Origin of the sequence: Paludibacterium denitrificans, assembly GCF_009707705.1 — a bacterium.
GTDB classification, from domain to species: Bacteria; Pseudomonadota; Gammaproteobacteria; order Burkholderiales; family Chromobacteriaceae; genus Paludibacterium_A; species Paludibacterium_A denitrificans.
The window spans coordinates 1,866,738-1,888,228 of the sequence record NZ_WLYX01000001.1 but is presented as its reverse complement, the minus strand read 5'-3'; the positions used below and the strand labels follow the sequence as shown (position 1 = coordinate 1,888,228).

At 57.7% G+C, this 21,491-nt stretch carries 18 protein-coding genes, 1 tRNA gene and 10 pseudogenes; 8 read left to right on the top strand and 21 right to left on the bottom strand.

Annotated elements, in window-relative coordinates:
• Positions 1-46: 46 nt before the first annotated feature.
• The 4 genes and pseudogenes from GKE73_RS12400 to GKE73_RS12385 all read right to left on the bottom strand — a co-directional run bounded on the left by GKE73_RS12400 (position 47) and on the right by GKE73_RS12385 (position 4,494).
• Positions 47-310: a GltB/FmdC/FwdC-like GXGXG domain-containing protein gene (locus GKE73_RS12400; RefSeq protein WP_230370249.1), complete on the bottom strand. Its 264-nt coding sequence runs from the start codon at positions 308-310 to the stop codon at positions 47-49.
• A gap of 2 nt (positions 311-312) precedes the next feature.
• Entirely contained in the window at positions 313-2,082 is a 1,770-nt protein-coding gene (gene gltB, locus GKE73_RS12395) for a glutamate synthase large subunit (protein ID WP_230370248.1), read from the bottom strand.
• Between the two features lie 250 nt (positions 2,083-2,332).
• Positions 2,333-3,250 (bottom strand): annotated as a pseudogene (locus GKE73_RS12390) (glutamate synthase central domain-containing protein); the annotation flags it as partial.
• Positions 3,250-4,494, bottom strand: a pseudogene (locus GKE73_RS12385) (hypothetical protein). The pseudogenes GKE73_RS12385 and GKE73_RS12390, both read right to left, overlap by 1 nt.
• A 405-nt stretch (positions 4,495-4,899) precedes the next feature.
• Between GKE73_RS12385 and GKE73_RS12380 the strand changes: the two are divergent.
• From GKE73_RS12380 to GKE73_RS12350, 7 genes and pseudogenes are all read left to right on the top strand, one after another.
• Entirely contained in the window at positions 4,900-6,309 is a 1,410-nt protein-coding gene (locus tag GKE73_RS12380) for a phospholipase D-like domain-containing protein (protein ID WP_230370247.1), read from the top strand.
• 501 nt (positions 6,310-6,810) lie between these two features.
• Entirely contained in the window at positions 6,811-7,146 is a 336-nt protein-coding gene (locus GKE73_RS12375; protein WP_230370246.1) for an Orn/Lys/Arg decarboxylase N-terminal domain-containing protein, read from the top strand.
• 31 nt (positions 7,147-7,177) lie between these two features.
• A complete protein-coding gene (locus GKE73_RS12370) occupies positions 7,178-7,570 on the top strand; it encodes a PLP-dependent aminotransferase family protein (protein ID WP_230370245.1) in 393 nt (130 codons plus the stop codon).
• Positions 7,491-7,853 (top strand): annotated as a pseudogene (locus tag GKE73_RS12365) (hypothetical protein); the annotation flags it as partial. The gene GKE73_RS12370 and the pseudogene GKE73_RS12365, both read left to right, overlap by 80 nt.
• A 7-nt stretch (positions 7,854-7,860) precedes the next feature.
• Positions 7,861-8,501 (top strand): annotated as a pseudogene (locus tag GKE73_RS12360) (lysine decarboxylase); the annotation flags it as partial.
• 36 nt (positions 8,502-8,537) lie between these two features.
• Positions 8,538-9,062, top strand: a complete 525-nt coding sequence (locus GKE73_RS12355; RefSeq protein ID WP_376767434.1) for an Orn/Lys/Arg family decarboxylase — start codon at positions 8,538-8,540, stop codon at positions 9,060-9,062.
• Positions 9,063-9,183: 121 nt separating this feature from the next.
• Positions 9,184-10,194 (top strand): Wzz/FepE/Etk N-terminal domain-containing protein, encoded by a 1,011-nt coding sequence (locus GKE73_RS12350; protein WP_230370242.1) that lies wholly within the window; start codon positions 9,184-9,186, stop codon positions 10,192-10,194.
• A gap of 5 nt (positions 10,195-10,199) precedes the next feature.
• Here the strand turns inward: GKE73_RS12350 and GKE73_RS12345 are convergent, their stop codons facing one another.
• From GKE73_RS12345 to GKE73_RS12330, 5 genes and pseudogenes are all read right to left on the bottom strand, one after another.
• A complete protein-coding gene (locus GKE73_RS12345) occupies positions 10,200-10,979 on the bottom strand; it encodes a ferredoxin--NADP reductase (protein WP_230370241.1) in 780 nt (259 codons plus the stop codon).
• A gap of 77 nt (positions 10,980-11,056) precedes the next feature.
• Positions 11,057-12,204: pseudogene (locus GKE73_RS12340) on the bottom strand (trans-sulfuration enzyme family protein).
• A gap of 16 nt (positions 12,205-12,220) precedes the next feature.
• Positions 12,221-12,418 (bottom strand): ABC transporter permease family protein, encoded by a 198-nt coding sequence (locus GKE73_RS21705; protein WP_245393844.1) that lies wholly within the window; start codon positions 12,416-12,418, stop codon positions 12,221-12,223.
• A gap of 5 nt (positions 12,419-12,423) precedes the next feature.
• A complete protein-coding gene (locus GKE73_RS12335; RefSeq protein WP_245393843.1) occupies positions 12,424-12,879 on the bottom strand; it encodes an amino acid ABC transporter permease in 456 nt (151 codons plus the stop codon).
• A 67-nt stretch (positions 12,880-12,946) separates the two neighbouring features.
• Positions 12,947-13,726 carry a transporter substrate-binding domain-containing protein gene (locus GKE73_RS12330; RefSeq protein WP_230370240.1) on the bottom strand — a complete coding sequence of 260 codons (780 nt, stop codon included), beginning with the start codon at positions 13,724-13,726 and terminating at the stop codon, positions 12,947-12,949.
• A gap of 259 nt (positions 13,727-13,985) precedes the next feature.
• Here GKE73_RS12330 and GKE73_RS12325 point away from each other — a divergent pair, with 259 nt between their 5' ends.
• Positions 13,986-14,417 carry an acyl-CoA thioesterase gene (locus GKE73_RS12325; RefSeq protein WP_230370239.1) on the top strand — a complete coding sequence of 144 codons (432 nt, stop codon included), beginning with the start codon at positions 13,986-13,988 and terminating at the stop codon, positions 14,415-14,417.
• A gap of 119 nt (positions 14,418-14,536) precedes the next feature.
• Here the strand turns inward: GKE73_RS12325 and ychF are convergent.
• The 12 genes and pseudogenes from ychF to GKE73_RS12270 form a co-directional block, all read right to left on the bottom strand.
• Positions 14,537-15,627 (bottom strand): annotated as a pseudogene (gene ychF, locus GKE73_RS12320) (redox-regulated ATPase YchF).
• A gap of 67 nt (positions 15,628-15,694) precedes the next feature.
• Positions 15,695-16,284, bottom strand: a pseudogene (gene pth / locus GKE73_RS12315) (aminoacyl-tRNA hydrolase).
• A 69-nt stretch (positions 16,285-16,353) separates the two neighbouring features.
• Complete coding sequence (locus GKE73_RS12310; RefSeq protein ID WP_230370238.1) at positions 16,354-16,980, bottom strand: 50S ribosomal protein L25/general stress protein Ctc; 627 nt, start codon at positions 16,978-16,980, stop codon at positions 16,354-16,356.
• Between the two features lie 58 nt (positions 16,981-17,038).
• Positions 17,039-18,023: pseudogene (locus GKE73_RS12305) on the bottom strand (ribose-phosphate pyrophosphokinase).
• An 88-nt stretch (positions 18,024-18,111) separates the two neighbouring features.
• A tRNA-Gln gene (locus GKE73_RS12300) sits at positions 18,112-18,186 on the bottom strand.
• A gap of 11 nt (positions 18,187-18,197) precedes the next feature.
• Positions 18,198-19,050: pseudogene (gene ispE / locus GKE73_RS12295) on the bottom strand (4-(cytidine 5'-diphospho)-2-C-methyl-D-erythritol kinase).
• Between the two features lie 57 nt (positions 19,051-19,107).
• Positions 19,108-19,284 carry a lipoprotein insertase outer membrane protein LolB gene (locus GKE73_RS24820; protein WP_230370237.1) on the bottom strand — a complete coding sequence of 59 codons (177 nt, stop codon included), beginning with the start codon at positions 19,282-19,284 and terminating at the stop codon, positions 19,108-19,110.
• Between the two features lie 49 nt (positions 19,285-19,333).
• Positions 19,334-19,687 (bottom strand): annotated as a pseudogene (locus tag GKE73_RS23500) (lipoprotein insertase outer membrane protein LolB); the annotation flags it as partial.
• Positions 19,644-20,126: a tetratricopeptide repeat protein gene (locus GKE73_RS12285; RefSeq protein WP_230370236.1), complete on the bottom strand. Its 483-nt coding sequence runs from the start codon at positions 20,124-20,126 to the stop codon at positions 19,644-19,646. The pseudogene GKE73_RS23500 and the gene GKE73_RS12285, both read right to left, overlap by 44 nt.
• Complete coding sequence (locus GKE73_RS12280; RefSeq protein ID WP_230370235.1) at positions 20,089-20,583, bottom strand: tetratricopeptide repeat protein; 495 nt, start codon at positions 20,581-20,583, stop codon at positions 20,089-20,091. Before GKE73_RS12280 ends, GKE73_RS12285 begins: the two co-directional genes overlap by 38 nt.
• Positions 20,584-20,585: 2 nt before the next feature.
• Positions 20,586-21,101 (bottom strand): tetratricopeptide repeat protein, encoded by a 516-nt coding sequence (locus tag GKE73_RS12275; protein WP_230370234.1) that lies wholly within the window; start codon positions 21,099-21,101, stop codon positions 20,586-20,588.
• Positions 21,102-21,108: 7 nt separating this feature from the next.
• Positions 21,109-21,387 carry a hypothetical protein gene (locus GKE73_RS12270; protein WP_230370233.1) on the bottom strand — a complete coding sequence of 93 codons (279 nt, stop codon included), beginning with the start codon at positions 21,385-21,387 and terminating at the stop codon, positions 21,109-21,111.
• Positions 21,388-21,491: the final 104 nt, after the last annotated feature.

Sequence of the window (21,491 nt, the reverse complement as noted above, 5' to 3'; positions counted from 1 at the left end):
CCGTGTTGTTTCCATTGAGACAGGCGAGGGAAGCCCCCGCCCATGGTCAATCCTTCAAGAGGCTATCGAGCGTGGCGGCCTTCGGCTTAACCAGCCAGAAGTAGTCCACGTAGTCCTCGAAGTTTTCCAGCATGGCGCGCGCGGTTTCCGAACCGGTCAGTTCAGCGTGCTTGGCGATCTTTTCCAGCAGGAAGGCGCGGTACATGCCCATCGACTCGTTATTGATGAGATGAATGTCGATCAGCTCATTGTTATAACGGTAGGCAAAGCGCTCTTTCGGATCGTAGACAAAGGCAAAACCGCCCGTCATGCTTAAGCACCGAAGTTGTAGCCGGTTTCACCCAGCACGATCACGGTACCGCCGGTCATGTATTCGCAGCAGTGGTCACCAGCACCTTCGATCACAGCCAGAGCACCGGAGTTACGCACCCCGAAGCGCTCGCCCGCGCTACCAGCGGCAAACAGCTGACCTCCCGTGGCACCATACAAGCAGGTGTTACCGATGATGATGGAGTCGCTCTTGTCGTAACCGGCATCCTTCGGCGGATAGATGGTTACGCGGCCACCAGCCATGCCCTTGCCGACGTAGTCATTGGCATCGCCTTCCAGTTCCAGATGCAGGCCAGAGGCGTTCCACACACCGAAGCTCTGACCGGCCGAGCCCTTGAATTTGACCTTGAGGCAGCCAAACGGCAGGCCTTCGGCACCGTGTACCCGGGCAATTTCACCGGACAGCCGTGCACCGATCGAGCGGTGAATGTTTTCGATGTTGTAAGACAGCTCCAGCATCTGCTTGTGCTGAATGGCTGGCAGCGCATCTTGCAGCATCTGTTCGGCCAACTCGCCTTTGTCGAACGACGGGTTGGAGTCGGTCAGGCAGAAGCGCGGTTCGCTGGCCGGTACGTCGCCCAGATTCAGCAACGGCTTGAGGTCCAGTTTCTTCTGCTTGCTGGTTTCGCCTTCCAGCAGTTCCATCAGGTCCATGCGGCCGATCAGCTCTTCCATCGAACGCACGCCCAAGCGGGCCATCCATTCGCGGGTTTCGCGGGCGATGAACAGGAAGTAGTTCATCACCATTTCCGGCAGACCCAAGAAGTACTTGGAACGCAGCTTGATTTCCTGAGTGGCAACACCGGTGGCACAGTTGTTGAGGTGGCAGATACGCAGGTATTTGCAACCCAGCGCCACCATCGGGCCGGTACCGAAACCAAACGACTCGGCGCCCAGAATCGCCGCCTTGATCACGTCCAGACCAGTCTTCAAACCGCCATCGGTCTGTACCCGTACGCGGCCACGCAGACCGTTGGCACGCAGCACCTGTTGTGCTTCCGACAGGCCCAGTTCCCACGGCGTACCGGCATATTTCACCGAGGTGAGTGGGGACGCACCGGTACCACCGTCGTAACCGGAAATGGTGATCAGATCGGCATAGGCTTTGGCCACACCGGCGGCCACGGTACCCACACCCGGTTCAGCTACCAGCTTGACCGACACCAGCGCCTGCGGATTGACCTGTTTCAGGTCAAAAATCAGCTGGGCCAAGTCTTCGATCGAGTAGATATCGTGGTGCGGCGGCGGCGAGATCAGGCTGACGCCTTCCTTGGCGTGACGCAAACGCGCGATCAGGCCAGAAACTTTGTGGCCCGGCAACTGACCACCTTCACCCGGCTTAGCGCCTTGGGCTACCTTGATCTGCAGCACTTCGGCATTGACCAGATAATGCGGGGTCACGCCAAAGCGGCCAGAAGCCACCTGCTTGATCTTGGACATTTTCTCGGTGCCATAACGCACCGGATCTTCACCACCTTCACCAGAGTTGGAGCGGCCGCCCAGACGGTTCATCGCGGTCGCCAAGGCTTCGTGCGCCTCAGGGCTCAACGCACCCAGCGACATCCCGGCGGAGTCGAAGCGTTTGAGAATGGCCTCCAGCGGTTCCACTTCTTCCAGCGGAATCGGGTTTTCGGCCAACTTCAGCTTCATCAGATCGCGGAACATCGCCACCGGACGGTTGTTCACCAGATCGGCGTATTGTTGGTAAGACTTGAAGTCGTCGTTCTGCACTGCTTTTTGCAGCAGCATCACCACGTCCGGGTTGTACGCGTGGTATTCCTCGCCGTGCACGTATTTGAGCAGACCACCACCGGGTGATCGGGCGCATCGGGTTGAAGGCGTAGCGGGCAAGTTTCTTCTGATCGTCTTCGAAGTCGTCGAAGCTGGCACCGGAAATCCGCGACACCGTGCCCTTCAGGCACAGTTCCACCACGTCTTCATGCACACCGATGGCTTCAAACAGCTGCGCGCCACGGTAGGAAGCGATGGTGGAAATACCCATCTTGGACAACACTTTCAGCAAGCCCTTGTTGATGCCCTTGCGGTAGTGCTGCAGCGCTTCGTTGAGCTTGAGCTGAACTTCACCGGAATTAACCAGTTCGATGATGCTTTGGTAGGCCAGATACGGATAAACCGCGGTGGCACCATAGCCGATCAGACAGGCCATCTGGTGCGGATCGCGTACCGTACCGGTGGCTACCAGGATATTGGTCTTGCAGCGCAGGCCAGAGTCGATCAGTGCATGGTGTACCGCACCGGTAGCCAGCAGCGCATGAATCGGCAAGCGGTTTTCACAGATGTTGCGGTCCGACAGCACCACGATCACCGTGCCCTCTTCCACCGCCTCGATTACGTGGCGGGTCAGGCGCAGGATGGCGTCTTTCAGGGACAATTCCGATGGGTCGTAGCACAGGTCAAACGTGGTGGACTTGAGATACGGTTCCGAGCGCGTGGTAACGTTGGTGAACTTCTCGTGCGACAGCACCGGCGAGCGCACTTCCGGGCGTTTGGCGTGTTCGGCGGTTTCGTCGAACATGTTGCGTTCCGGGCCAAAGACCGAGTTCAGCGACATCACCACGGCTTCGCGGATCGGGTCGATCGGTGGGTTGGTCACCTGAGCGAACTGCTGGCGCAGGTAATCGAAAGGCGAACGCACTTTTTGCGACAGCACGGCCATCGGCGTGTCATCGCCCATGGAACCGACGGCTTCCTGCCCATCCTGAGCCAAAACGCGCAGGATCTGGTCACGCTCTTCAAAGCTGAAATTGAACAGCTTTTGCAAGCGGAGCAGCTCGTCAGACGGTACCGGCACCAAGCTACAATCATCTTCGCTGGAGAATTCCGGGCGGTTGGCCGAATCCTTGATCCACTGGCGATACGGCTTGGCGGACTTCAGTTGCGCGTCGATTTCTTCCGGCATCAACAGTTCGCCAGTAGCCGGTCGGCAGCAAACAGCTGGCCCGGTTTGACGCGGCCCTTCTTGACCACGTTTTCCGGTTTGTAGTCCCACACGCCCACTTCGGAAGCGATGGTCAGGATGTTGTCGTTGGTCAGCACCCAACGGGCCGGACGCAGGCCGTTGCGGTCCAGCATGCAGGCGGCGTAGCGGCCATCGGTCAACACGATACCGGCCGGGCCGTCCCACGGCTCCATGTGCATGGAGTTGAATTCGTAGAAGGCGCGCAGATCCTTGTCGGTGGAATCCACATTCTGCCGGTAAGCGGCACCAGCAGGCGCAAGGCGCGGAACAGCGGAATGCCGCCCATCAGCAGGCCTTCCAGCATGTTGTCCAGGGCTCATGGAGTCGGAACCGTCGGTCTGCACGATCGGGCGTACGGCTTCCATGTCCAGATGTGCCGATTCCATGATGCGCTCACGTGCCCGCGCCCAGTTGCGGTTACCCTGCACGGTATTGATTTCACCGTTATGGGCAAGGAAGCGGAACGGCTGAGCCAGCTTCCACTGCGGCCGGTGTTGGTGGAGAAACGCTGGTGGAATACGGCCAGGCTGGATTCGAAACGCGGGTCGTTCAGGTCCGGAAGAACTTGGGCAGGTTATCCGGCGTCACCAGACCCTTGTACGACAGGGTGTGCGGCGACAGCGTCGGCAGGTAGAAATACGGGTCATCCGCCTTGTTGGCTTTTTCTGCCTGGCGACGGCCCATGTACAGACGGCGCTGGAAGGTCAGCTCGTCCATGCCGAATGGACAGTTGACAAAGACCCGGACGATACTGGGAAGCGTGGCCATGGCTTGTTCGCCGCAGGCCGCCAGATCAACCGGCACCTGACGGAAACCGGCAACTTCCAGATCTTGCGCTTCCGGTATTCTTTCAGACGGCGCAGGCTGCGTTGACCGACTTGCTCTTCCGGATGGTGGAACACCAGACCGGCCGCGTACACGGCCTTGAGCGGGATATTGGCTTCGTGTGCCACTTCACGCAAAAAGCCGTCAGGCTTGCGGAACAGCAGACCACAGCCGTCACCGGACTTGCCATCAGCAGCCACGGCACCACGGTGGGTCAATTTGGCCAGCGATGAAATGGCGGTCTTCACCAGCCAGTGGCTGGGTTTGTCGTCCAGCTGGGCGATCAGACCGAAACCGCAGCTGTCCTGCTCAAAATCCGGGCGGTACAGGGTACCCTGTAACCAGCGCTGTCTGTCCATATCTTTGTCCTGCTTATAATGTGAAACGAAATGTTTCGATTGTAAGGGCAAGTACCTTGACCCGCAACCCGTATTTGCGCGGCACGGTATCCCATATAAATCATGCGGTTAATGGCGATTTTGCAGTAAAAAATCCGGGGTAACCCGTGCAAAAAAGACAAAAATTTTCCATTTTTGTGACATTTAAATTCAAAAAAACGACGTGATGTGGTGCAAATGGCCTCAGGCAAAAATCCTGAGATTTCCGATTTTTGAATTTTGTTTGACAAAATCCGATTATCTTCATGATGTTTGATGCAACAGACACCGCCAGTTCGCTGGATTTTGTCCGGCAATTAGCCGATCAGGCCTTTTCCCGCTCAGCGGGGGCGCCGTTGGTCGGCGGCAACCAGATCACCCTGTTGTTTGACAGCAGCGAGAACTTTCCTGCACCGGGAACAAGCCATCGCCGACTGCCGCGAATCGGTGTTCATCGAGATGTATATCGTGGCCAACGATGCGTTCGGTCAACGTATCTGCCAGCTCTTGATGGACAAGGCGCGCGCGGGGGTTCAGGTCTGCCTGCTATATGACTGGCTGGGCAGCTGGCGTGAACATTTACGCGGCTTTTTCAAACCGCTGCTGGCAGCGGGCGTGGAAGTGCGCGCCTACAATCCGCCCAGACTCACTGGTGGCCTCAGTCTGCTGGGGCGCAATCACCGCAAACTGATCGTGGTAGACCGGCAAACGGCTTTTGTGTCTGGCCTCTGCATCAGCACGCTCTGGCAAGGCGATCCACAACACGGCATCCCGCCACGGCGCGATACCGGCTTGCAGCTGACCGGCCCGCTGGTTCGCGAGGCGGTGGCGGCCTTTGCCGACAGTTGGGCCAGCACAGGTCCCGGGTTGGCCGAACACTGGCTGCAATGGGATCAGCCCTCCCCCACACAGGGCAAGGTGGCCGCGCGCCTGATTGCCACGACGCCTTCCACGGCCCAGATGATGCGGCTGGACTTGCTGATTGCGAGCTTTGCCCGCAAGACGCTCTGGCTGACCGATGCGTATTTTGTCGGCACCGGCATGTATCTATCGGCACTGAAACAGGCGGCACGCGATGGTGTGGATGTGCGCCTGCTGGTGCCGGGCTCCAGTAACAATCATTGGGTCGCCACCTTGTCGCGGACACTCTATCGCCCGTTGCTGGACGCTGGCGTGCGTGTGTTCGAGTGGAACGGCCCGATGATCCATGCCAAAACAGCGGTGGCGGATGGGCGCTGGGCACGCATCGGCTCCACCAACCTCAACCTGTCCAGTTGGCTGACCAACCGCGAGATTGATCTGGCGATTGAAGACGAAGCCCTTGCCGGACAGTTGGCCGAAAAGTTTCTGGACGATCTGACCCATGCCACCGAGGTGGTTCTGGCCGGACAGGATCAACGCCCCACGTTGCGCCAGCAACGGCCACGGCCAACTCGCCGCCTTAGCCGCTCGGCAGCCCACGCGGCAGCACTGAGCGGAGCCAGCGCCGCCGCCCGCCAAGCGGCACGTATCAGCGATGCACTGGGCGCCGTGGTACGTGGCACGCGCACCGTGGATGCCAGCGAGGCCGCCGCCTTTCTCACCATTGGACTGGTGCTGCTGGGACTGGCGGCCCTCAGCGTAGCGTTCCCGTATCTGGTAGCTGGGCCGCTGGCGTTTATCCTCTGCGTCTCGGGAGGGGCGGTTGCCATCAAAGCCTTGGGCCTGTACCGCACCAGAATGCGCAAAAAACAACAGTCCATGCCCAATTCTGGCGCAGAGGTGGCGAGCAAACCGCCATCCGACGAACCCTCCTGAAAAACAGTAGCTTATCCCACTGCCGGTGCAGGCCTCGAGCACACAGGGGCTGACACCATGGCTCACAGCCGGGCAAAAAAGTGGCGCAATTTCAGACTGAAACATTGCTATGCCACACTAAGCGCCGTTATCCGCTACAATGCGCGCTTTCTTGGGTAGTTCTCCGGTAGAAGCTGACGTGAAGGTGAGGCGCAATTACGCCCTCGCCCGGTGCGGACCGCGGCGCAAAGCGCCCCTGTTTTAACCGCGCTTCAAGGCCAGCCTCCGGGCGACGGCAGATAGTCGGCAGCAACCGGCGCAGTCCGTGCGTACAGACCTGTGCCCCAACGCGCACCGAGTGACACTGCAGACATTGCAGGCCAATCCCGGCGTTACAGGTGCCCGGCCCGTCAAGGCCTGTACCGTTTGTTTGGACGGTACGGCCGAGGGTACGCCCATAGTTCAGCCATACGGCCTACACTGCCTGAGGTGTCCGAGTTTTGACAGACTAAGGACTCAGGTATGCGTTTTCATTTTCCCATCGTCATCATCGATGAAGACTTCCGTTCGGAAAACACCAGCGGTTCGGGTATTCGCGAACTGGCGGAAGCCATCGAAGCCGAAGGCATGGGCATCATCGGCTACACCAGTTACGGTGATCTGACCTCATTTGCCCAACAGCAAAGTCGCGCCGCTTCTTTATCCTGTCGATTGACGACGAGGAATTCCAGACGGAAGACTCGGCCGAAGCGGCGCTGGGCGATTTGTACAGTTTTGTTGCGGAAATTCGTAGCGCAACCCGGATATTCCGGTCTATCTCTATGGCGAAACTCGCACCGCACGACATATTCCGAATGACATCCTGCGTGAGCTGCATGGTTTCATTCACATGCACGAAGACACGCCGGAATTTGTGGCACGCCATATCATTCGTGAAGCCAAGAGCTATCTGGACACGCTGGCACCGCCGTTCTTCCGTGCGTTGGTCAACTACGCCAACGACGGTTCGTATTCCTGGCACTGCCCCGGCCACTCCGGTGGCGTCGCCTTCCTGAAGAGCCCGGTGGGCCAGATGTTCCACCAGTTCTTTGGTGAAAACATGCTGCGCGCCGATGTCTGCAATGCGGTGGACGAACTGGGCCAGCTTTTGGACCACACCGGTCCGATTGCCGCCTCGGAACGCAACGCCGCGCGCATCTTCAATGCCGACCACCTGTTCTTCGTCACCAACGGCACGTCGACGTCCAACAAGATCGTCTGGCACAGCTGTGTGGCCGGCTAACGACATCGTGCTGGTAGATCGCAACTGCCACAAGTCCAACCTGCACGCCATCATGATGACAGGTGCCATTCCTGTATTCCTGATGCCGACACGCAACCACTACGGCATCATCGGCCCGATTCCCAAGTCGGAATTCCAGCTGGAAAACATCAAGAAAAAGATTCTGGCCAACCCCTTTGCCCGCGAAGCGCTGGAAAAGAATCCCCAGCTCAAGCCGCGCATCCTCACCATTACCCAGTCCACCTACGACGGCATCCTGTACAACGTGGAAGAGATCAAGGGGCTGCTGGATGGGGAAGTGGACACGCTGCACTTTGACGAAGCCCTGGCTGCCGCACGCCAGCTTCCACGACTTCTATGGCGACTTCCATGCCATTGGCGAAGGCCGTCCGCGCTGCAAGGACAGCCTGATCTTCTCCACTCAGTCCACCCACAAGCTGCTGGCCGGTATCAGCCAGGCTTCGCAGATTCTGGTACAGGACCCGCAAAACCGTCAGCTGGATACCGCCTGGTTCAACGAAGCCTATCTGATGCACACCTCCACCAGCCCGCAATATTCCATTATCGCTAGCTGCGACGTGGCGGCGGCCATGATGGAACAGCCCGGTGGCCGGCACTGGTGGAAGAATCGCTGGTGGAAGCACTGGATTTCCGCCGCGCCATGCGCAAGGTGGACGAAGAATACGGCCACGACTGGTGGTTCCGGTCTGGGGCCCGGACGAACTGTCGGACGATGGCATTTGCGATCCGGAAGACTGGATGCTCAAGCCGGACGATACCGGCACGGTTTTGCCGGGATCGAAGACGGCTTCAACATGCTCGATCCGATCAAGGCCACCATCCTGACACCGGGGCTGGATCTGGATGGCAGCTTCCGGAAATGGGTATCCCGGCGGCCATCGTGACCAAATACCTGACCGAACACGGCGTGGTAGTGGAAAAGACCGGGCTGTACAGCTTCTTCATCATGTTCACCATCGGCATCACCAAGGGCCGCTGGAACACGCTGATTTCGCTGCTGCAACAGTTCAAGGACGACTTCGACAAGAACCAGCCGCTGTGGCGTGCCATGCCGGACTTTGTCGCCAAGTACCCGCAGTATGAGCGTGTCGGCCTGCAGGAGCTGTGCCAGCGCATTCACCAGCTGTACACCAAGCACGACATCGCGCGACTGACCACCGAGATCTACCTCTCGGAAATGGAACCTGCCATCCGTCCGGCCGATGCCTTTGCCAAGATGGCGCACCGCGAGATCGAGCGCGTACCGGTAGACGAGCTGGAAGGCCGCATCACCTCGGTACTGCTGACCCCGTACCCGCCGGGCATCCCTCTGCTGATTCCGGGCGAACGCTTCAACCGTACGATTGTCGATTACCTGCGCTTTGCTCAGGACTTCAACCGCGAGCTACCGGGCTTTGAAACCGATGTACATGGTTTGGTGGCCGTGGAAAAAGACGGCAAGAAAGTGTATTGCGTGGATTGCGTCAAATAACCGTCTGAAGCATGGAAACGATAGGACAGCCGTCATACTCTTGGCGGCTGTTTTTGTTTCTGCTCACTAGGACACTCAATGCTAGAATTCTTTTCCCACTTTGCATAAACCACATTTTGCCATGACTCCCGATACGCCACGCATGCATCCATCTTCATCAATAGAAGAAGACGAAATTTCGCTCCTGGATATTTTGCTGGCACTGGCCAAGCATAAACGCCTGCTGATCGGCATCACGGCCAGCGCTTTTTTAGTGTCTGCCGGTGTGTCCTATTTGCTGCCAAAGCAATATGAAGCCAGTGCGGTGTTGGCGATGTCTGCACCTAACAATGCAATGCTGACGCTGGCTCAAAGTACCTCGGCCGATCTGCTGACTACGCTACCGGCTTGCCAGTCCAAAGAAAAACATTGTGGTGTTGAGGTCGCAATGGACAATAAAACCGGGCAGATTGCCATCAAAGTCCAATCGAGCGACCCGGCGCTGGCCAAGCAAACAGCTAATTCAGCCACGGAAGCCGTTAGGCAAGCCAACCTGATTAGCGGCGTGACCCCATCGGCCAACCAGTATCAGCTACTGACGCTACTAAAAAAACGTAACCACGCCGATATCCAACAACTAGAGAAACAACTGAAAGAGGCTATTTCGGTCGAGACTGCAACAGAACGTTGGCCAGATGCCAAAGCCTTGGCAGATATGCAGGCAGAACTGACTTTGCTACGTTATGCCTTCAGCAATACCAGCAACACCACAGTGAAAGTCAATCAAATCGATACCACTAGTCTGAAAAATACGCTGGACACGCTGGTTGGCAAGAAAATGGCTTATCCCGCTAATACAGCACAAACCGCAGTCCTGCAGAAATGGATGACGCTGCAGTCCTTGGAGCAGAAAATTGCAGAACAACTGCCTTTGCTGCGCGATCAAGCAAGTATTGAGTTATCAGCGATTCCTGCCAGCCAACCGACCTTACCGGTCAAGCCCAAACGCAATCTGATCATCGCCTTGAGCACGGCAGGTGGCCTGTTTGCGTCCGTGCTACTGGCACTGTTGCTGGAATCATGGCAACGCCTCACGCAGGATGGTGAAAGTCGCGAGAAGATTGCGCAGATCAAAGCAGCATTGCGCCGCTAAGCGAGCTACCAGCCGTTCTCCAACACAATCTGGCCGGGGGCGCGCAGGCGGCTTAACTGATAGCCCATGGACATCAATTGGCGGTGTGTTGCCTCTACCATGGCGGGGTTGCCGCAGATCATGAAGCGCGATGACGCTGGCGACAAAAGCAGGTTGGCCGAACGCGCCAGTTCGCCATTGGCCAGCAGCGCTGGCAGGCGCTGGTTCAGTACGCCATCGGGCGCATCGCGCGTCACCACCGGCAGGTAGCGTAATTTGTGTCCGTGCTCAGCCCACAATTCATGGGTGGTCAATGCACGGATTTCATTTTGATAGGTCAGATCATCGCGCTGGCGCACGCCGTGCACCAAGACGATATGGCCAAAGCGCTGCCATACGTCAGGGTCTTGCAAGATGGACAGATACGGCGCCAGCCCGGTGCCGGTCGCCAGCAGCCATAGGTCCTTGCCATCCGGCAAACGATCCACGGTGAAGAAACCATTGGCGTGCTTGTCCAGCAGCACTTCGCTGCCGACACCCAGCAGTGCCAGACGCGAGGTAAACAAGCCGTCCGGGACGACGATGGAATAGAACTCCAGATGTTCATCCCAGTTGGCCGAAACCATGGAATAAGCACGCCAGACAAAGCCACCGTTGCCCAGCGGCAAGCCTAAGCGAGCGAACTGGCCGGGCGTGAAGCGATAACCTTCTGGCCGGGTCAGCCGGAAACTCAGCAGCTTGTCATGCCAACGATGCCACGCGATGATGCGTTCGGTGGTGAATTTCTCTTCAGCCGGGGCCGCCATGATAATTACCTTACTAATTTAGTCGGATAATTATCGCCGGATTACGCCCCTCTGAAAAGATATCGGTAGCGACGGCATCACGCCTGCAGTGCTTGTGCCAGATCGGCCAGGATGTCGTCGATGTCTTCCACCCCAACCGACAAGCGCAAACCACCTTCACGAATCCCCAAGCGGGCCTTTTCTTTAGGCGGCATGCTGCCATGTGACATGGTGTAGCTGTGGTTGATCAGCGACTCCACGCCGCCCAGCGATTCGGCCAGCGCAAACAGCTGCAACCGGCTGGCGAAACGGTCGGCCGCCGCACGGGTATTGTCCTTCAGCCAGATCGACACGATGCCACCAAAGCGGCGCATCTGGCGCCGGGCGACGTCATGGCCGGGATGTTCCGGCAAGCCGGGGAAGAAGACTTTTTCCACCTGTGGATGAGCAGCCAGAAACGCGGCAACTTTTTCGGCATTGTCGCAGTGACGTTCCATGCGCAGGTGCAGCGTCTTGATACCGCGTAACGTCAGGAAACAATCTTGTGGCCCCGGCACGGCACCGGCGGAATTCTGGATAAACTTGATGGCCTTGAAGAGTTCATCGTCCGACACGGCCACCAGCCCCAGCAACACATCGGAATGACCGCCAAGGTATTTCGTGGCGGAATGCACCACGATATCTGCGCCCAGATCGAGCGGTGTTTGCAGATACGGCGTGGCAAAGGTGTTGTCCACCGCCACCTTGACGCCATGCTGATGTGCCAGCGCGGACAGCGCGGCAATATCCACCAGCCCCAGCAGCGGGTTGGTTGGCGATTCCAGCCACAACAGGCGCGTACGCTCGCTCAGGTGTTCAGCCAACCTGTGCGGGTCGGTCAGATCGATAAAGGTGACAGTAATGCCGGCAGGGCTGCATCACCTTGGTCAGCAGGCGATAGGCTCCGCCATACAGATCAGCCACGGCGATCACTTCGTCACCCGGCTTGAGTGTGGCACGCAAGACGGCATCAATGGCCGCCATGCCACTGGAAAACGCCAAACCATGCGTTGCATTTTCCAGGGCTGGCCAGACAGTTCTCCAGTGCCACCCGAGTTGGCGTGCCACTGCGGGCATAGGCAAACTGCATGTCTTCACCGACATGATCAAACTCGAACACCGAGGTCTGATAGATCGGCGGCATCACCGCGCGATTATGCTCGTGGCTGTCATAGTAAGCGTGAATGGTCTTGGTGGCAAATTTCATTGTATTTATCTCATTATCAGTGCTGCAGCGCCCGGGCAAAATGTCGTTCCACGCGTTGCTGCACCTGTTCAAATGCTGCACTCAATGCCCAGTATATCGCGGCCGCCAACAGGTACAGCGGCAAGGGCTGGAAGGTTTGCGCAATCAGATCCTTGGTTACCATCATCAGCTCGGAAACCGTGATGATCGACACCAGCGAGGTGTCCTTGATCAACGAAATCAGGCTATTGGCCGGCTGGGCACGGCCAGACGCAGCGCTTGCGGCGCAATCACGCACTGCACTGACTGCCACCGGGTCAACCCCAGCGACAGCGCCGCATCCCACTGTCCGCGATCGACGCCATTGAGCGCGCCGCGCATGCTTTCCGACAAATAGGCAGCCACATTCAGTGTCAGGGCCGGGATGCCAGCCGTAATGGGCTGGAATTCGATGCCTACGCTGGGCAAGCCATAGTAAATGACAAAAATCTGCACCAGCAGCGGCGTGCCTCGCATCAGGCTGACATACACACTGACCAGCGGCGCCAACAGCGGCACGGCGGCAAAACGTATCAACGCCACCACGAACCCCAGCGTCAGGCCCAGCACCATGGAAACCACGGCAAACATCAGTGTATACAGCGCCCCTGTCATCAATACCGGAAGCGCTTCGCGCGCCAGTTCAAGCCATGCCATACAGTCACTTTCTGAAACAGTAACGCCTCCACTCGCGTGGAGGCGTCATCCACAATTACGCTATCGCTCAACGTTTAGCGGGTGCACGCGACACGTCAATACCAAACCATTTCACCGAGATCTTGCGGAAGGTACCATCCTTGTGCAAGGCCGTCAGGGCATTGTCCAGCGCCTGCTTGAACTTGGGATTGCCCTTGCTGAACGGAATCCCCATTTCCGTGGTCGTTCCCACCGGCGCGCAAACTTTCAGCGGCAAATGTGCTTTCTGGATTTCAAACGGAATCAGCAGGCTATCGTTCACCGCCGCATCAATCCGTCCCAAAGACAGATCGCGGAAGATTTCTTCAGACGAGGGGTAAAACTTGATATCGATGCCGCCAGCGGCCTTCACCATTTCGGCATAGTTACTGCCTTGCGTCACCCCCATGCGCTTGCCTTTCAGATCGGCCAGGCTGCGGAATGCCCGCGTTTCATTCTTGCGCACAATCAGCTGTGCACTGGAAATGGTGTACGGCTGGGAAAAATCGAAAACAGTCTTGCGCTTATCGGTGATCGACACCTGATTCAACACCACATCAAACTTGCCGCCTTGCAAACCGGCCAACAAACCACTCCACTCGCCGGTGATGAATTCCGGCTTGACCTTCAGCTTTTGCGCCAGCGCACTACCCAGCTCGACTTCAAAGCCGGTCAACTGCTGATTCTTGTCCTTGAAATTGAACGGTGGATAAGTGCCTTCCAGCGCAATTTTCAACGAGCCACGCTGCTGCACCGTATCCAGCAAATCGGCAGCGTAGACATGAAGCGATGCCCCCAAGAGGGCCAGCATGATGCCAATTTTGTTCATTTTATATTCCAATTAGAAATTTAGAAAACAGATAAAATAACAAAACAAACTTTAACATAAAGGCAAAACATTGTGGAAGCCATAATCTACAGCCCACCATTTGCCACCACGCCAACCTGCAATGTCGGGAAACAACGAGCAACCCCGTCAGCACCAGAGACTAATCACACGCCTTCCAGACCTGTGCGATGACCGCGATTAGGTAAACCAACTTGCTATACTATGGGGCACCGTATTTACTTCCACACATCTTGTCATCATGAATATGCTGTCCACACAATCCAGCCACGACCCACAAGCGTTTACCACCCTGCCCGACCGACAGCCGGTCCTGCGCGTCATCCCCATGCCCTCCGACCTGAACGCGCATGGCGATGTATTCGGCGGCTGGGTCATGTCACAAGTCGACCTCGCCGGTGCCATTGTGGCGCAACAACGTGCCAAAGGACGGGTCGCCACCGTTGCCGTCAACTCGTTTCAATTCAAGCACCCGATTGCCATCGGCGATGTGATCAGCTTCTACGGCGAAATCATCAAAACCGGTAAAACCTCCATCACGATTGACGTGCAGGTCTACTCCACCCACCAGCCACAGTTGGCCGAAGCCCACACCGTCAAAGTCACCGAGGCCATACTCACTTATGTAGCCCTGCATCAGGACGGTAGCAAGCGCGAACTGCCGGAGCACTGAAAGAACGCCACCGTCGTGGCGCACACCAGACTCAAGCCGTCTGTGGCAGATAACAAAAAACCCCGCCTAGGCGGGGTTTTGTCATTTGCGCGACCGGACGGCGGCGCAAGGTTGCAGGCTTAGACGTTGAACAGGAAGTTCAGCACATCGCCATCCTGCACGACGTACTCCTTGCCTTCTGCCCGCATCTTGCCAGCTTCCTTGGCCTTGGCTTCACCACCATAGGTGATGAAGTCCTGATAGGAAATGGTCTGCGCCCGGATGAAGCCACGCTCGAAATCGGTGTGGATAACACCCGCCGCTTGCGGGGCAGTATCACCAACGTGGATCGTCCAGGCACGTACTTCCTTGACGCCGCATGGTGAAGTACGTCTGCAAGCCCAACAGCTTGTAAGCGGCGCGGATCAGGCGATTGAGGCCCGGCTCTTCCAGCCCCATTTCGGCCAGAAACTCGGTCTTGTCGGCGTCGTCCAGATCGGCGATTTCGCTTTCGATCGCGGCACACAGCGCCACGACCGGCGCACCTTCGGCATTGGCCAGCGCCTGCAGGCGTTCTAGGTGCGGGTTATTGCTGAAACCGTCTTCAGCCACGTTGGCCACATACATGGTAAGCTTGATGGTCAACAGGCACAGCGGCTTGAGCAGCGCCTGATCGTCGGCATCCAGCCCCAGGCTACGCGCTAAGCTTGCCTTCGTTCAGGTGCGGCTGCAGTTTTTCCAGCAGTGCTACCAGCTTCTGCGCATCCTTGTCGCCAGACTTGGCCTTCTTCACGTCGCGGGCAATGGCCTTTTCTACGGTCATCAAGTCGGCCAACGCCAGTTCGGTGCCGATCACTTCGATATCGGAGATCGGGTCCACCTTAGCCACGTGCACCACGTTCGGGTCGTCAAAACAGCGCACGACGTTGACGATGGCATCGGTTTCGCGGATGTTGGCCAGGAATTTGTTGCCCAGACCTTCACCCTTGGACGCACCGGCAACCAACCCGGCAATATCGACAAACTCGACGATGGCATGCTGCACACGTTGCGGATTAACAATTTTGGAGAGTTCGGCCAACCTCGCATCCGGCACTTCCACGATCCCCACGTTGGGTTCAATGGTGCAGAACGGGTAGTTGGCGGCTTCAATACCAGCCTTGGTCAAGGCATTGAACAGCGTGGACTTGCCGACGTTGGGCAGCCCGACGATACCGCATTTGAGACTCATGTCAGCATCCCTCTAGGAATGTTCGAATAGCAAAAGGTTGGCCGAAAGCAATACGCTTCAGCCGATGTCATTTGGCGGCGGTATGCAGCGCTTTCATGGCGTTGGCCATGTCGCCAGATAACGCCTGATCCATCACCTGCAAAGCCTTGGCAATCGCCTCGTCAATCTGGGTCTGCTCTTCCGCCCGTGGCTTCTTCAATACGAAGTTCACCACTTCACTGCGGTCTCCGGGGTGGCCGATACCCAGACGCAAGCGCCAGAAATTGGGGCCGCCCAGTTTGGCGATGATATCTTTCAAGCCATTATGGCCGCCGTGGCCGCCACCTTGCTTGAAACGCGCCGTGCCCGGCGGCAGATCCAGTTCGTCATGCACCACCAGAATCTGCTCGGGCGTAATCTTGTAGAACTTGGCCAGTGCTGCCACCGCCTGCCCGGACAGGTTCATGAAAGTCATCGGCTTGAGCAGCCAGATATCGCCCCCGCCTTAAGCAACTGCCCACGCGCCGCCTCGCCAAAAAACTTGCTCTCGGCACGCAAGGCCGCCTTGTATTTCCACGCCAGTTCATCCACCAGCCAGAAACCGGCATTGTGACGGGTTTTTTCGTATTCGGCACCGGGATTACCCAGCCCGACTACCAAACGGATCCCGGACATGATTGCATTCCAATAAAAAAGCCCGCCGCGGACCGCAAGGACCACAGCGAGCTTGATAAGGCAATAAAACGCTTATTCAGCAGCCGCTTCGCCAGCTTCAGCAGCCGGAGCTTCTTCGGCAGCCGCCGCGCCCTTGACAGCAGTAGCCATTACAACGGCAGCATTTTCGCCACGAGCCAGAGCGGTGAATTCAACACCTTCCGGCAGCTTCAGGTCAGCCAGGTGAATGGTAGCGCCAGTAGCCAGAGCGGACAGATCAACTTCAACGAAGTGCGGCAGGCTAGTTGGCAGCGCACGTACGTCAACTTCGGTCATCACGTGGGTGATGTTGCTGCCGTCATCCTTCACAGCCGGAGAAACTTCGGCATTGATGAAGTGGAACGGAACCTTAACGTGGATCTTTTCGTTCGGATCAACACGTTGGAAGTCAACGTGCATCACTTGCTGTTTGTACGGGTGATTCTGGAAATCACGCAGCAGTACCGGCTGTTTCTGACCGTCGATAACCGGGGTCAGGATTTCGCTGTGGAAAGCTTCGTCTTTCAGTGCGTAGTACACCGGGTTGTGTTCCAGCACGATGGATTCGGCTTCTTGGTTGGCACCGTAAACCACAGTAAGCAGTTTGCCAGCATGACGCAGGCGGCGGCTCGCACCAGTACCCAACTCTTCACGCTTGGCAGCAATCAGTTCATAAGACATGTAAATACTCCGTCGTCAGATTAAAAGCACCCGGGCGCCGCGACCAGCGGCCCGAATGTTACGGCAGGCAGGCGCCTGTCGAAACCAGTTCCTCGTTGAAGAGGTAAGATACCGACTCTTCGTTGTTGATACGGCGCAGCGTTTCGGCCAACAGGCTTAAGCAATGGAAGCCACGCGGATCTTCGGACAAGCTTTGGCCTTGGCCGTCAGCGGAATCGTGTCCGTTACCACAACCATGTCGATATCGGAATTTTCAATGCGGTCAATGGCCGGCCAGAGAACACCGCATGGGAAGCATAAGCCAGTACGCGTGCGGCACCGCGCTCTTTCAGCGCAGAAGCGGCCTTGCACAGGGTATTGGCGGTGTCGATCATGTCATCCACGATCAGACAGGTGCGATCCTTGACGTCACCGATGATATTCATCACCTCGGCCACGTTGGCTTTGGGACGACGCTTGTCGATGATGGCCAGATCGGTATTCAGCGCCTTGGCCATGGCGCGGGCACGTACCACACCGCCTACGTCCGGGCTGACGACGATCAGGTCTTCGATGCGCTGGGCACGAATGTCCTTCAGCAGCACCGGCGTGGCATAGACGTTATCCACCGGCTTGTCGAAGAAGCCCCGGATCTGGTCGGCATGCAGGTCTACGGTGAGCACGCGGTCGATACCGGCGGTCATCAGCATGTTGGCCACCAGCTTGGCGGAGATAGGTACACGGGCCGAACGCGGACGACGGTCCTGACGCGCGTAGCCAAAATACGGAATGGCGGCGGTAATACGACCGGCCGAAGCACGTTTGAGCGCGTCGGCCATGGTCAGGATTTCCATCAGATTGTCATTGGTAGGTGCACAGGTCGATTGCAGGATGAACACGTCGCGACCGCGAACGTTTTCCAGCAATTCGATGGCGATTTCACCATCGCTGAACTTGCTCACATCGGCGCGGCCGAGAGAAATGTCCAGATGCTTGACTACATTCTGAGCGAGTTCCGGGTTTGCGGTCCCGGTGAATACCATCAAACTGTCGTATGCCGCCATGATTCGATTTGTCCTAGCTGGATATAGAAAAAGCGTGTAAGTATCCCTTACACGCTTTTTACGCTCCCTCTTATGGAGAGAAGAGTCTTGGCTGGGGAGGTAGGGATCGAACCTACGAATGCCGGAATCAAAATCCGGTGCCTTACCACTTGGCGACTCCCCAGTAACTGATTTTCAAACCATGTCGATCAACGGATGGCTATCTAGCCCTTTTACAACAAATCCGTCGTATTCTTTCGACACAGCCTGATAAACTTTGTCGGCTTCGTCTTTTGACTTACACTCCAGAAACACACAAGCCCCGGAGCCAGTCATCAGCGGAAAACCGTACTTACTTAACTCGCTCAGTACTTTATTTACCGCTGGGTACATCTTCACTACAACCGACTGCAGGTCGTTTCGTCGTTGCTGCGTCGTTTGGAGGATTCGCATTATGCTGATGCGGCCTTGCCCTGTCAACACCTGCTGCGAAAAATTCTGGAAAATTTTTGCTGTCGGCACGTGTACGCCCGGGTGAATCACCACGTACCAGGGCCGGTTGCAAATTGATTTCATTGAGTTTTTCGCCTACGCCGGTCGCCAGCGCATTGCGCCCGAAAATAAACACCGGCACATCGGCACCAAGACGCAACCCCAATTCCATCAGCGTCTGGCGTGGCACACCCGTCCCCCACAGATGATTGAGAGCCAGCAACACGGTGGCGGCATCGGAACTGCCACCGCCCAAACCGCCGCCCATCGGGATACGTTTGGTCAGGCGAATCGAGACACCCAGCGGACAGGCGCTATGTTGCTGCAACAGTTTGGCGGCCCGCACGGTCAGGTCCTCGTCCGGCGGTACGCCGTCAGTTGGATTGAGCAGTTCGATTACACCATCCGGCCGCACCGCCAACTCGACGGTATCGTTGAGATCGATAAAGCGGAACACGGTTTCCAGCAGGTGATAACCATCCGGCCGTTTGCCGACGACATGCAGCAACAGGTTGAGTTTGGCCGGGGCGGGGAAAGAGTGAAAAGTGGCAGACATGGTGGTTTCGGGAAATCGTCAGATCAGGACAGGACGCACCTGTTCCAGAAAGGTTGTTCAGTGCCAGTCCTGCGTGATGAGCCGCACGGTCAGGCTGTCGCGCAGCAGTTCCACCCGCTTGGGATAGGGCAAACCGGAATTGGCATCCGCCACGAAACGGATGGTCCAGCCTTGCTGTTGCAACGAGCCATCCTCGCCGCGGACATAGTCGACACCGGGCGCAGCGGAGACCACGAATCCACCACACCAGATTCGCCAGCGGCAGCGGCCAGCCCAGCGTCTGGAGCGTCAGGCTTTCGACATCGTCGGCCTGCCATGATTTGCCATCGGCAAACAAGGTGACGCCATCGACATCGCGCACCACACGCGCCACGGTATTGCCCAGCGGCGAATTGACCGACAGCTCGTCATGGCCGGGCTGGTGGCTCCATTCAAAATTGGCGACGTGGCCTTTGCCATCCAGATTGGCCGACAAGCGGCCGCTCACGGCAAACGGCGCATCTTGCGACTGGCTTTGCAAGGTTGGCCGAAACACCGTTTCATGACTGGCACAGCCGCTGACCAACAGCAGGCCAAACACAACGCACCCCAGTTCATGGTTGCGGATGCCGACGCAAGGTATCCAGCAACACCTCATGCCCCGGATGAGCGCGCAAGGCGTTGTCCCATAGCTGACGCGCCTCGTCCTTGTGGCCTTGCTGCCACAACACTTCGCCCAGATGCGCGGCAACTTCCGCATCCGGCAGTTTGGCATAGGACTGTTCCAGCGCCTGCCGTGCAGCCGCCAGATGGCCGAGCTTGAACTGCACCCAGCCGAGGCTGTCGAGAATCATCGGGTTGGCCGGTTCGGCCTTGAGGGCACGATTGATGTAGCCCAAGGCTTCCTGATAGCGGGTGGTACGGTTGGCCAGCGTGTAGCCCAGTGCGTTCAGTACCTGCGGATCATTGGGTTTGGCCTTGAGCACCAGACGCAGATCGCGTTCGGCATTGGCGGCATGGCCAAGCGAATCGGACACCAGCGCCCGTTCATACAACAGATCAGGAGATTTGGGATGCTGCTGCACGGCCTTGCGCAACAGTTCGTAAGCCCGTGCTGCTTGCTGCTGCGGGCAATCTGCGATTGCAACAGCACCAGCTGAATCTTCTCGTCTTCCGTGCTGCCCAGCGTTGCCAGCCGCGCCAGCGCCTGATCCTGCTTGCTTCGGCGTCGATCAGGGCAATTCGCGCCTGAGCGGCCAGAAACTGCTGACCAGCGCCTACCATCTCGTACCAGTTGAGGGCCTGTGAGGTATCGCCCTGCTCTTCGGCAATCTGCCCCAGAGTGAAGCGGATGAAGTCGGCTTCCGGGTGATGCTGATTGAGCGCGGCAACGAGATCACGCTGTGCCACGGCAAAGTCGCGGAACTGGAAAGCGAGCAGCCCGGCGCCATAGAGCAGATCGGGATTGGTCGGATTGTCCTTGAGCAGTTTTTCAAACTCGATGCGCGATTGCTCGAACTGGCGGCTCGACACTAACAGGCGCGGATAGGCCATTTTCAGTTCCAGCGAAGCCTGCGGATACGCGCCAGCTCCTGCTGCAGGAAGCTGAGCGCCTGCGCATTGCTCTGGTGGCGCAGGCGATCGGTCTGCCGGGCCACCGGCAGATCCCACTTGGGCGCAATTACGGCCAGACGGTCAAATTCGTGCTGAATGGTGGCGTTATCCCCCACTTCTGCCGCCACCGCAATCAGGGCAAAGCGCGCTTCAGGCAAATCGGGATAGCGCTCGGCCAACTGGCTGACTAACTGGTAGGCGCCTTGCTTGTCGCTTTGCAATGAGGTCAGGCGCGCGAGTTGGACAAAGATGGCCCGTGCCCGCTCCGGTTCACGCGTGAGCAGGTCTTCCACCAAGGGCTGGCTTTCGGCCAACTTGCCGGAGCGCAGCAGCACGATGAACAGTTGCTCACGCGCCGTTTGGGAACTGGGGTCGAGCTCAACCCACAGCTCCAGCGCATCGGACGCCACTTTGAGCTGGCCGGAGAACAGCCCCAGTTCCGCCGCCCGTTGCGCCATGCGCGGATCACGCGTTTGCCTCGGCCAGATCGAGATACGTCAACGCCGACGACCCTACGGCACCACGCTGAGCGGCAATCTCGCCCGCCACCACGCCGTACACGATATCCGGCGTCAATTCCACGCGCGGCAAGCGCGGATCAGTGTCGGCCACGTTGCTGCCATCGTTGTCCGCAGCAGACTGCTGGGTGCTGGTAAGCGCGGTGGCAGACGGTAGCTTGAAGCTGGCACAAGCCGACAACAACATGACCAACAACAGCGGAAGGGTTCGGTTCAGCGTTTTCATTCGCATCAAAATTTAGGAGCCTGTTAATAAGCTACCGGTTCACGCACCGGGTCCAATCATTTCACGGCAGGACAACTGCCGCAGCGGGACGCCCCGGCAATGGC

Coding starts and splice junctions, on each gene's coding strand:
- GKE73_RS12400 (WP_230370249.1), bottom strand. CDS start 310: ATGACGGGCGGTTTTGCCTTTGTCTACGATCCGAAAGAGCGCTTTGCC.
- GKE73_RS12375 (WP_230370246.1), top strand. CDS start 6,811: ATGCGTTTTCATTTTCCCATCGTCATCATCGATGAAGACTTCCGTTCG.
- GKE73_RS12370 (WP_230370245.1), top strand. CDS start 7,178: ATGCACGAAGACACGCCGGAATTTGTGGCACGCCATATCATTCGTGAA.
- GKE73_RS12355 (WP_376767434.1), top strand. CDS start 8,538: ATGTTCACCATCGGCATCACCAAGGGCCGCTGGAACACGCTGATTTCG.
- GKE73_RS12350 (WP_230370242.1), top strand. CDS start 9,184: ATGACTCCCGATACGCCACGCATGCATCCATCTTCATCAATAGAAGAA.
- GKE73_RS12345 (WP_230370241.1), bottom strand. CDS start 10,979: ATGGCGGCCCCGGCTGAAGAGAAATTCACCACCGAACGCATCATCGCG.
- GKE73_RS12335 (WP_245393843.1), bottom strand. CDS start 12,879: ATGGCATGGCTTGAACTGGCGCGCGAAGCGCTTCCGGTATTGATGACA.
- GKE73_RS12330 (WP_230370240.1), bottom strand. CDS start 13,726: ATGAACAAAATTGGCATCATGCTGGCCCTCTTGGGGGCATCGCTTCAT.
- GKE73_RS12325 (WP_230370239.1), top strand. CDS start 13,986: ATGAATATGCTGTCCACACAATCCAGCCACGACCCACAAGCGTTTACC.
- GKE73_RS12310 (WP_230370238.1), bottom strand. CDS start 16,980: ATGTCTTATGAACTGATTGCTGCCAAGCGTGAAGAGTTGGGTACTGGT.
- GKE73_RS12280 (WP_230370235.1), bottom strand. CDS start 20,583: ATGGCCTATCCGCGCCTGTTAGTGTCGAGCCGCCAGTTCGAGCAATCG.
- GKE73_RS12275 (WP_230370234.1), bottom strand. CDS start 21,101: ATGGCGCAACGGGCGGCGGAACTGGGGCTGTTCTCCGGCCAGCTCAAA.
- GKE73_RS12270 (WP_230370233.1), bottom strand. CDS start 21,387: ATGAAAACGCTGAACCGAACCCTTCCGCTGTTGTTGGTCATGTTGTTG.